Source organism: Vibrio sp. 10N.286.55.E10 (assembly GCF_002872555.1).
GTDB lineage: Bacteria > Pseudomonadota > Gammaproteobacteria > Enterobacterales > Vibrionaceae > Vibrio > Vibrio crassostreae.
On the sequence record NZ_MCSD01000059.1, the window covers coordinates 129508 to 138871 of the forward strand.

Below are 9364 nucleotides of genomic sequence, written 5' to 3' on the forward strand. Positions count from 1 at the left end.
TTTTTGTTTTAGATTTTTGTAGTCTGAGCTTAAACAAACAGCGCCTTATGAGCTTGTTCAATACCTTCAATCAACATCTGCATACCGATTACCGCTAGTATCAAACCCATCATTCGAGTAATCACATTCAGTGCACTTGGCCCAACGGCTTTCACGAAGCGTTCGCCGAATACAAATAATACATAGGTTAAAGTACACAGTAGACCAAAGGCGACGATGGTGATGATGGTCTCGTAAATCCCCTCGGTACTGGCAAAGTTCATCGCAGTGGCAATGGTGCCCGGGCCGGCCAGTATTGGCATAGCTAAAGGTGAAACTGCGATACTTAGCGCCGCGTCTCGTTGGGCATCTGAGTTGACCTTCTCTTTCGCTTTGGCGTGTGTTGAGTCGCCTTGTAGCATGTGAAAGCCAATCAAAAAGACCAGAATACCGCCCGTGATACGCAGTGCGTAAAGCGTGATACCAAAGAGGTCAAAGATCAGTTTGCCAGAGAGTGCAAACGTACTGACGATGACGAATGCGATAAACACTGAACGGAAGGCGATGGACTTGACCGTTTCCCTGTCATTGTCACCGGTTAATCCAAGAAAGATTGGCGTATTAGCGATTGGGTTCATGATGGCAAAAAAGCCCATGAACACGGTAATGGTATGAATGATGAGCTCTTTCATATTATTCCTTTGAAAAGATGCAGTTAAATACTAATGGCTAGTGTATTTAATCTTAGATACAAATAATTATTAGAAATAGATAGTAGAGCAAGTGTGAATAAAAAACAGCCAGCATAAGGCTGGCTGTTTGATTTTAGTGATAGGTGTAGAGTTTTGGTCGCGCGTTATTGCGAGTTTCTCAATTATTAAGCTCGACACAACTGCCTCTATACAACAGGCCGACGGTGGAGATCGTTTTGGCGCTATGCGTTTTGAGATTCACTCACAGCGACAGCCAATGCAACTGTAGCACCGACCATTGGATTGTTACCCATGCCGATGAAGCCCATCATGGCGACGTGAGCTGGAACAGAAGAGCTACCTGCAAATTGAGCGTCAGCGTGCATTCTGCCCATGGTATCTGTCATGCCGTAAGACGCAGGGCCAGCGGCTACGTTGTCCGGGTGCAATGTACGACCGGTACCGCCGCCTGAAGCTACTGAGAAGTATGGCAAACCTTGGCGAGTACGTTCTGCTTTGTAGATACCCGCTACAGGGTGTTGGAAGCGAGTAGGGTTGGTTGAGTTACCCGTAATACTGACATCCACTTCTTCTCTGTGCATGATAGCCACACCTTCACGTACATCATCAGCGCCGTAACACAAGATGTCGCCGCGAGGGCCTTGTGAGAAACGGCGACGTTCAGTTTCAACAAGTTCACCTGTTTGGTAATCGTATTGAGTGCGCACGTAAGTGAAGCCGTTGATGCGCGAGATAAGATAAGCCGCATCTTTACCTAGGCCATTTAAGATCACTTTCAATGGGTTTTTGCGTGATTTGTTGACGTTTAGCGCAATTTTAATCGCACCTTCTGCTGCAGCAAAAGATTCGTGACCCGCTAGGAAGGCGAAGCAGTGGCTCTCTTCATTGAGAAGACGAGCGGCTAGCGCGCCATGTCCAATACCAACTTGGCGTTGTTCAGCAACACTGCCAGGTTTGGTGAATGCTTGAAGACCTTCACCAATAATATTAGCGGCTTGTTCTGCGCTGGTGGCTTTACGAAATAACGCCAGTGCTGAGCCAAGGATATAAGCATCTGCAGCGCTTTCAAAAGCGATAGGTTGGGTATCCATCACTAGCGCTTTTGGATCAACGTTGTGGGCTTTACAGTATTGGTCAGCTTGCTCCAAAGAGTCGAAGTTCATTTCTGCCAATACGCGAGTTACTGATTCATTAAATTGAGTGTTCATCATATCTTTCCTCTAAATTGGCAATTAGTGTTGGCGTGGGTTAATAGTGGTCACGGCTTCATCGAAGCGGCCATAGGTCCCTGTCGCAAGGTCGGCCGCTTCATTCGCTGGCACGCCTTGGTTAATCGCCTTCATCATTTTGCCGAGGTTGAGATATTCGTAGCCAATCACTTCGCTGTGATCATCAAGTGCAAGCTTGGTCACGTAACCTTCTGCAAGCTCTAGGTAACGTACGCCTTTTGCAGCGGTTGAGTAACTGGTACCCACTTGGCTGCGCTGTGTTTGACCTAAGTCTTCTAATGCAGCGCCAATTTCTAGACCACCTTCAGAGAAAGCTGATTGAGTTCGACCGTAAACAAACTGCAGGAAGATTTCACGCATGGCTACGTTAATAGCGTCACATACTAAGTCTGTATTAAGTGCTTCTAGGATAGTTTTTCCGGTGAGGATTTCAGCGGCCATCGCGGCTGATTGAGTCATGCCTGAACAACCAATCGTTTCGATTAGTGCTTCTTCGATGATGCCGTTTTTTACGTTAAGAGTCAGTTTTGCAGCACCTTGTTGTGGTGCACAAGTGCCAACACCGTGGCTTAAGCCAGAAATAGCGATGACATCTTTTGGGCTAACCATTGCGCCTTCAACTGGAATTGGAGCTGAATTGTGAAGGTCACCCCTTTGAATAGGGCACATTGATTGAATTTCTGAAGAGTAGTGCATAATGTTTTCTCACTTGTAGAGCCATTTAAGACCTAGGGCGTTGAGAAAGCAGGACGTGTTGGAAGAGGTGCGGCTAATTCACTACAGATCTTGAGTATCGATAATCCAAAGGTGTCATGGGTCTTGGTCTCAATAGACTAAGTCCATTTCAAAATGGAGGAATAGCGATACATCCAACAGTATTACCTGTTTTCGATTCTGTAGGAGTCATTAGCACTGTTCGAAAAGAACGGGCGGTTGAAGCAAAAGCTTAGGTGGAACCCCATCACCTGATGGCTATAGATTAGATCTTTATCACACTTTTGTGCAAGCGAATGTTTAGAGCGATTTCGACTATAAACAAGCTTCATTATATTTCGAAAAGTATAAAAAAACGCCAATAACGAACTCTGATTAGAGGCGTCATTGACGTTTTTTAGAAAGGTATCAGCTAGTTAAGCTGCATCTTCTTCTGCGTCTTCAACAGCTTCAAGCTTCTTAGCTTTTTTCGGAGCTGGCTTACGCTTAGCACCTAATGCGTAAAGAACTTCTTCTTTGTTCTTCGCTAGGTACATTGCAAGTTCTTCTTGCTTGCCTTCATCTTCAACTAAATCGCTTTTGCCTAACAGTTCAAAAAGCTCATCAGCCATATCCAGCATTTTGTCGTATGCGTCAGCTTCGGCTTTAGAGGTAAAAGTCATTTTCTCTTCTCCGTTGCGTTCCACCACGTACTTGACGATAACAGCCATGGTTAATCCTCTAAGTTTGATAAATTTTACTGGCTTTTTATACAGTTTCTGATGTTAAAAGTCCAGCTGGAGCCCCAACTATGCGGCCTCAATCTTGATGTGTAGCCCAGTCTTCACAATAACTCATGAAAGATTTCAGCAGCGGGCTCTGGTATTTGTCTTTATGTACCAGCATCCAGAAACGTCGTTTCATGTCGAGTGGCACATCGAGCGCTTTCACCCGGCCTGAATCAATCGCTCGTTGCGCCGCCAATCGTGATAAACACGCGAATCCAAGATTGGCAGAAACCGAATTGATGATCGCCTCTGTCGTGTTGAGTTCAAAAGATTCATACCAGTGTTCGATACGTGGTGCGACGGCACGAAGGAAAAACTCGCGAGTCCCTGAGCCTGATTCACGTAGAATCCAATGGCTGCCTTCTAAATCGCTTAAAGTTACTTTTTCTTTTGAAACGAGAGGATGTTGATTACTAACAATAATACACATTTCATCGCTGCTAAACTGACTCGAAATGAGTTCAGGGTGTAATGTTTTTCCTTCAATTAGCGCGATATCAAGTTCATAATCCACCAACTTTTGACAGATCAGTGCACTGTTTGAAATGAACAAGCTTTGATCCTGGTGCTGAGTTCGTTCACGAAAACCTGACAAAATAAACGGTGCGACCTGATTACCAATCGTGTCACTCGCGCCGACCTTTAAATTGCCACTTAAAGGCTGGTCGTCACGGAACAAAACATCAATACCCGCAGCTCGGTGAAGTATTTCATCAGCCAAAGGAAGTAACTTATGTCCCTCTTGGTTGAGAATTAATCGGTTGTTGACCCGGTCAAATAGAGAGTGGCCGAGTTGTTTCTCCATTTCGCCTAGTGCCATGCTGACCGCAGCTTTAGACAAAAATAGCGCTTCTGATGCTGCGGTAAGCGTCGAATGCTGGGTAATAGTGACAAACACTTTGAGTTGTTTAATTGAAATATTAGCCATCAGATTCCTAGTTTTGCTCTGCTGGTGAAAACGGGTTCTGTTCAGTATTAATGAACACTTGTTATATATAATTGGATATTGTTTAACGAAGCGCAAGCGTATTATGGCTTCAACAAGCTGATGAGTTCACAAGTTTAGTGAATTAAGTTTAAGAGAGGCTGACATGATTCAACGTATTAAATATAGATTAACAGGAGCTCCAACACCCATGGCAGGGTTAGCGCTAGCAATCGCAAGCTTAGGCTGGTGCTGGGATGGCGTTTTAGTCGCACAAGGTATTTTGCACACCCCAGGCTTAGTGCAGTGGATCAGTGCAGCTATTGCAGCGGTATTGCTTCTTGTTTTAGCTGTGAAATTTTTGATTCATGGTCATCTATTGCGTGAAGATCTTGCTCACCCTGTTGTCGGCAGTGTGGTACCAACATTTGCAATGGGGTGCATGGTGGTGTCAGCGTCTTTGGCGCCAATCTCTCAATTCTTACAAGAAGCTATGTGGTTGGCTTCTGTGGCTTTGCACGTTGTGTTTCTAATGAGCTTTTTGTACCACAGAGCTAAAAACTTTGAGATTCACCACATGGTGCCAAGCTGGTTTGTGCCACCGATCGGTATTATCGTCGCTGACGTCTCTTTCTCTGGTAATCCAGTTTTAGAGCCAGTAGCTAACGCGACTTTGGTATTCGGCTTATTGGTTTACGCAGTAATGCTACCAATCATGGTTTACCGTTTGATCTTCTCTCACGAAGTGCCAGATGCTGCAAAACCAACGATTGCGATTATGGCAGCACCGGCAAGCCTATCTTTGGCGGGTTACTTAACCGTTACTGCTAGCCCTTCACCTGTGATCATTGGTTTACTATTTGGTATTGCAGTGTTGATGACGTTCATTATCTATATGGCGTTTTTCAAACTACTTCGTCTTCCATTTAGCCCTGGTTATGCAGCGTTTACCTTCCCAATCGTGATTGGTGCAACAGCCTTGTTTAAACTGGCTGCGTGGATGCAAGCACAAGGTATTGAAGCGCATTACATCAATCAAGTGTTTGGCCTAGCGTATCTTGAATTGATTGTGGCTACGTTGGTTGTGGGTTATGTCGCTGTTCGTTACTACATGAACTACAAACCTCATCGTGTTTTAGGCGCGGTAGCGGGTAGATTGTAAGAGGCAATAGTTCAAAAGATAAACGAAGCTTAAGCTTTCGGTATTTCATAAGCTTATATTCCTCATCCAAACTCAGCACTTATGCTAATCTGGCTGTATATTGTGGCAAGATTAGCGTGAGTGCACTTTGTTTACTGTTTATCATTCCAATAAAGTTGATACTTTAAAAATCCTTCTCGTTCACTTAATCAAAAGTGACCCTTTAGCCAATCCTTTCGAAAAAGAGCAGATCTTGGTTCAGAGCCCTGGTATGTCTCAATGGCTTAAGATGGAACTCGCCAAAGAGTTTGGTGTAGCAGCAAATATCGATTTTCCTCTCCCAGCAACCTTCATTTGGGATATGTTTACCCAAGTGCTTCCTGATGTACCGAAACGCAGTGCTTTTAATAAAGAAGCGATGACGTGGAAGCTGATGAGTTTGTTACCCGCGAAACTTGACCACCCTGATTTCTTACCTCTACAGCGCTATCTTGAAAACGACGAAGACGGCTCTAAGCTGTATCAATTGGCAGAGAAAATTGCCGATATCTTCGATGGTTACTTGGTGTATCGACCTGAGTGGATGGCGATGTGGGAAGCGGGAGAACCCGTTGCAGAATTGATTGATAGTGAAGGGCAACAAGAGCACCCTTGGCAGCCAATTTTGTGGAAGGCACTCTACGAGCAAACGCTCTCTCAAGGCCAATCAAAGTATCACCGTGGCAACTTGTATCACGACTTCATTGAAGCGTTAGCTAATCAACAAGGCCAGTTACAACACCTGCCGAAACGTTTGTTTGTATTTGGTATTTCGTCACTGCCTCCTCGCTACATGGATGCCTTGAAAGCGCTTGGCGAACAGATTGATGTCCACCTGATGTTTACCAACCCAAGTAAGCCTTATTGGGGAGACATCAAAAGCCTCAAAGATTTAGCAAGGTTTGAGGCTAAGCAACGTAAAAAACTCGCTTTGTCTAACAATATGCTCTCATCAGCTGGCTCGTCTTCCCTAATGGAAGGGGGGAAATATGAAGTGCATGATGAACTACATATTGATAATGCCATTGGAAATAACTTATTAGCTTCGATGGGAAAATTAGGACGAGATAACTTACTTTTGCTCTCTGAGGGAGATATTGAGGAGTATCAATTTTTTATTGATGTAGAGCGAGATGGCTTATTGCATCAAATTCAAAGAGATATCCTTGAATTGGAAGAGCATCGCAATGATGAAATTTTAGACTCCAGCAACCACAAACAAGTGGTTGAGCTGGGCGATCGCTCGTTGACTGTACATGCTTGTCACAGCCCAATGCGTGAGGTTGAAGTTCTTCATGATCAGCTGTTAGCAATGTTTGACGCTGACCCGACACTAAAGCCACGCGATATCATCGTGATGGTGGCAGATATCAATGCCTACAGCCCTGCGATTCAGGCGGTATTTGGTAATGCCCCGGGTGAGCGCTATATCCCATATTCAATCTCAGATAGAACCGCAGATCAAGAGAGCCCAATTTTGACGGCGTTCATGCAGCTAGTCGCGCTACCAAACACGCGCTGTTTAGCTTCTGAACTTCTAGAGTTATTAGAAATCCCAGCGATGATGGCACGCTTCGGTATTGATGAATTTCAATTTGAACAAGCTAAGCAGTGGGTTGAAGAAGCGGGTATCCGTTGGGGTGTCGATTCTTCTACCGCAACTGAATTTGACTTACCTGCTACTGAACAAAATACCTGGCTATTTGGTATCCAGCGAATGCTACTGGGCTATGCGATGTCGGATTCTGCAGGTTTGTTTGAAACTGAACACTCTCCAATTGCCGCTTATAACGAAGTTCAGGGCATTAACGCCGAACTTGCAGGTAAGTTAGCGCATTTTATTGACCGCATTGCTCATTACCGTCAACGCCTTGCTGAGACGCAATCTATCGACATGTGGCGTGAAACCTTGCTGCAAATGATTGATGATTTCTTTGCGGTTGAGTTAGAAGGTGAGGTGGTGCTTAAGTCGATTCGCGATGCACTTTCTCAACTGAATGAACAGCTTGATGATGCCTTGTACGAACAAGAGCTATCGCCAAGCATTATCTATCAGTACTTGAATAATAAACTGTCGGGCGCGCGTATTAGTCAGCGTTTCTTAGCGGGACAAGTTAACTTCTGTACCCTGATGCCGATGCGTTCTATTCCGTTCAAAACCGTTTGTCTATTAGGCATGAATGATGGTGTTTACCCGCGCTCAATGCCACCAGAAGGGTTTGATTTGATGAACGGGCGCACTCGTCCCGGAGACCGTTCTCGTCGTGATGATGACCGCTACCTATTCTTAGAGGCGATGTTGTCAGCGCAAGAATGTTTGTACATAAGCTATGTCGGCCGTTCGATTCAAGATAATACTGAGCGAGTGCCGTCGGTATTGGTTTCAGAGTTGATTGAGTACTGCCAGCAGAACTACTGCCTAAGTGAAGACCAAGCGCTACCAAGTGATGATTCTGGTATCAAGCTGACTCAAGCGATCAGTTTTGAACACACCATGACGCCATTTAGCCCGGCTGCCTTTACTCAAGGTGATTCAAGCCATGTGCTGAGTTACGCCAAAGAATGGCTTCCTGCGGCTAACCGTTCCGGTGAACGCAGTGGTGAATTCAATCGTGCCTTGGATGACTATTTGCTTGGTGCGACCTATCCATTGGAATTGGATTTGGTTGAGCTACAGCGTTTCTGGCGCTTGCCAGTGCAATACTTCTTTAATCGCCGCCTAAAAGTGGTGTTTGAGCCCCCGCTTCCGGTAATGGAAGACGATGAACCGTTCGTGCTTAATGGTTTAGAAAGTTTCCAACTAAAAGACGCTTTGCTTCAAGTATTACTCGATCATCCTGAAGGGGCGGATGAAGCGGTTCGCTTGTTTGTCTCTGAGCAAAAAGCTCAAGGTCGATTACCGGTTGGCGCTTTTGGTGATATCGAATTTGAAACCAACCGCGTTCAAGCAGAAGACTTAGCCAAAGAGATTCGATTTGTAAGTGGGCAGCCACAACAAGATCTCGAAGTGAATATCGAATTTGATGTGTTAGGCGAAGGCAAACCTGTTCGCTTGATGGGTTGGCTGACTCAAAACTATCAATCGGGTCTAGTTCGTTTCCGTAGCGGTAAAATACGCTCGCAAGATTATTTGGCCGCGTGGATTGATCATCTATGTTGCGCGGTGATGGGACACGGAAAAACGACTCATATTATTGGCTACGACAGAAAAGAAGGTGTGGTTCATCAAACGCTACAACCTATCGGCGATGCGCAGCAAGCGAAGAGTTTGCTGGCTGAGTTAGTGCGATTGTTTTATCAAGGCATGACAGCACCATTACCTTACTTCCCGAAAACCGCCTTGGCTGGCGTTGAAGCGGGCTTTAGCCGTGGTAAATGGGTCGATGATGAAGAGAAGTCGCTCAAGAAAATGGCCGATACTTTTAATGATAGCTTCGCTTTCACGGGCGAGGGTCGAGATAGCTACATCTCGCGTATTTGGCCTAAGTGGGACGAGGAGCTGGCGGCTGAGTCGCGTATGTATTCAACGCTTGTGTTACAGGCGGCAAGGTTGGCTGCTGCCGATCTGGAAGATCAGGAGTAAGTGGCTGTGATCGACAAGATCAGTAGCGTGTGCGCTGAATTAATGAAAAACGAAAGAGAGTCGCTGGTAAGCATTTGGGGTGCTTACTTTCCAGGTAAAGGGAATCAAGGTGAACAGAAGCAAGGTACAGGAAATAAAGTGGCCGCCAGTAAATCATTATTAGTGTAGGGCGTTCGCTGTACGGCCACAGGTCAGAGGGACCATTATTCTGTGGTTCAAAGTAACGCCGTAAAGTACAAAACTCGTACGCGCTCCTGAACTCGTGGGCGCATAG

General features: G+C 45.4%; 8 protein-coding genes and 1 riboswitch. Of the genes, 3 read left to right on the top strand and 5 right to left on the bottom strand.

All coding sequences use genetic code 11. The features are described from left to right. Positions 1 to 29: 29 nt before the first annotated feature. The 5 genes from BCV39_RS20870 to BCV39_RS20890 all read right to left on the bottom strand — a co-directional run bounded on the left by BCV39_RS20870 (position 30) and on the right by BCV39_RS20890 (position 4330). Positions 30 to 671 carry a MarC family protein gene (locus tag BCV39_RS20870; protein WP_065676366.1) on the bottom strand — a complete coding sequence of 214 codons (642 nt, stop codon included), beginning with the start codon at positions 669 to 671 and terminating at the stop codon, positions 30 to 32. Positions 672 to 913: 242 nt separating this feature from the next. Beyond that, positions 914 to 1903 carry a GGGtGRT protein gene (locus BCV39_RS20875; RefSeq protein ID WP_050645517.1) on the bottom strand — a complete coding sequence of 330 codons (990 nt, stop codon included), beginning with the start codon at positions 1901 to 1903 and terminating at the stop codon, positions 914 to 916. A gap of 21 nt (positions 1904 to 1924) precedes the next feature. Further along, positions 1925 to 2617, bottom strand: a complete 693-nt coding sequence (locus BCV39_RS20880; RefSeq protein ID WP_102432259.1) for an iron-sulfur cluster assembly scaffold protein — start codon at positions 2615 to 2617, stop codon at positions 1925 to 1927. A gap of 194 nt (positions 2618 to 2811) precedes the next feature. After that, positions 2812 to 2896, bottom strand: a riboswitch (Fluoride riboswitch). 155 nt (positions 2897 to 3051) lie between these two features. Continuing rightward, positions 3052 to 3345: a YebG family protein gene (locus BCV39_RS20885; RefSeq protein ID WP_008223840.1), complete on the bottom strand. Its 294-nt coding sequence runs from the start codon at positions 3343 to 3345 to the stop codon at positions 3052 to 3054. A gap of 88 nt (positions 3346 to 3433) precedes the next feature. Beyond that, entirely contained in the window at positions 3434 to 4330 is an 897-nt protein-coding gene (locus BCV39_RS20890; RefSeq protein ID WP_048657887.1) for a LysR family transcriptional regulator, read from the bottom strand. Between the two features lie 208 nt (positions 4331 to 4538). Here BCV39_RS20890 and BCV39_RS20895 point away from each other — a divergent pair, with 208 nt between their 5' ends. The 3 genes from BCV39_RS20895 to BCV39_RS23465 all read left to right on the top strand — a co-directional run bounded on the left by BCV39_RS20895 (position 4539) and on the right by BCV39_RS23465 (position 9258). Beyond that, positions 4539 to 5489 carry a TDT family transporter gene (locus tag BCV39_RS20895; RefSeq protein WP_170960774.1) on the top strand — a complete coding sequence of 317 codons (951 nt, stop codon included), beginning with the start codon at positions 4539 to 4541 and terminating at the stop codon, positions 5487 to 5489. A gap of 127 nt (positions 5490 to 5616) precedes the next feature. Continuing rightward, positions 5617 to 9090: an exodeoxyribonuclease V subunit gamma gene (gene recC, locus BCV39_RS20900; protein ID WP_102432260.1), complete on the top strand. Its 3474-nt coding sequence runs from the start codon at positions 5617 to 5619 to the stop codon at positions 9088 to 9090. 42 nt (positions 9091 to 9132) lie between these two features. Then, a complete protein-coding gene (locus BCV39_RS23465; RefSeq protein WP_277870820.1) occupies positions 9133 to 9258 on the top strand; it encodes a hypothetical protein in 126 nt (41 codons plus the stop codon). Positions 9259 to 9364 lie beyond the last annotated feature (106 nt).

Coding starts and splice junctions, on each gene's coding strand:
- BCV39_RS20890 (WP_048657887.1), bottom strand. CDS start 4,330: ATGGCTAATATTTCAATTAAACAACTCAAAGTGTTTGTCACTATTACC.
- BCV39_RS20875 (WP_050645517.1), bottom strand. CDS start 1,903: ATGATGAACACTCAATTTAATGAATCAGTAACTCGCGTATTGGCAGAA.
- BCV39_RS23465 (WP_277870820.1), top strand. CDS start 9,133: ATGAAAAACGAAAGAGAGTCGCTGGTAAGCATTTGGGGTGCTTACTTT.
- BCV39_RS20870 (WP_065676366.1), bottom strand. CDS start 671: ATGAAAGAGCTCATCATTCATACCATTACCGTGTTCATGGGCTTTTTT.
- BCV39_RS20885 (WP_008223840.1), bottom strand. CDS start 3,345: ATGGCTGTTATCGTCAAGTACGTGGTGGAACGCAACGGAGAAGAGAAA.
- BCV39_RS20880 (WP_102432259.1), bottom strand. CDS start 2,617: ATGCACTACTCTTCAGAAATTCAATCAATGTGCCCTATTCAAAGGGGT.
- BCV39_RS20895 (WP_170960774.1), top strand. CDS start 4,539: ATGGCAGGGTTAGCGCTAGCAATCGCAAGCTTAGGCTGGTGCTGGGAT.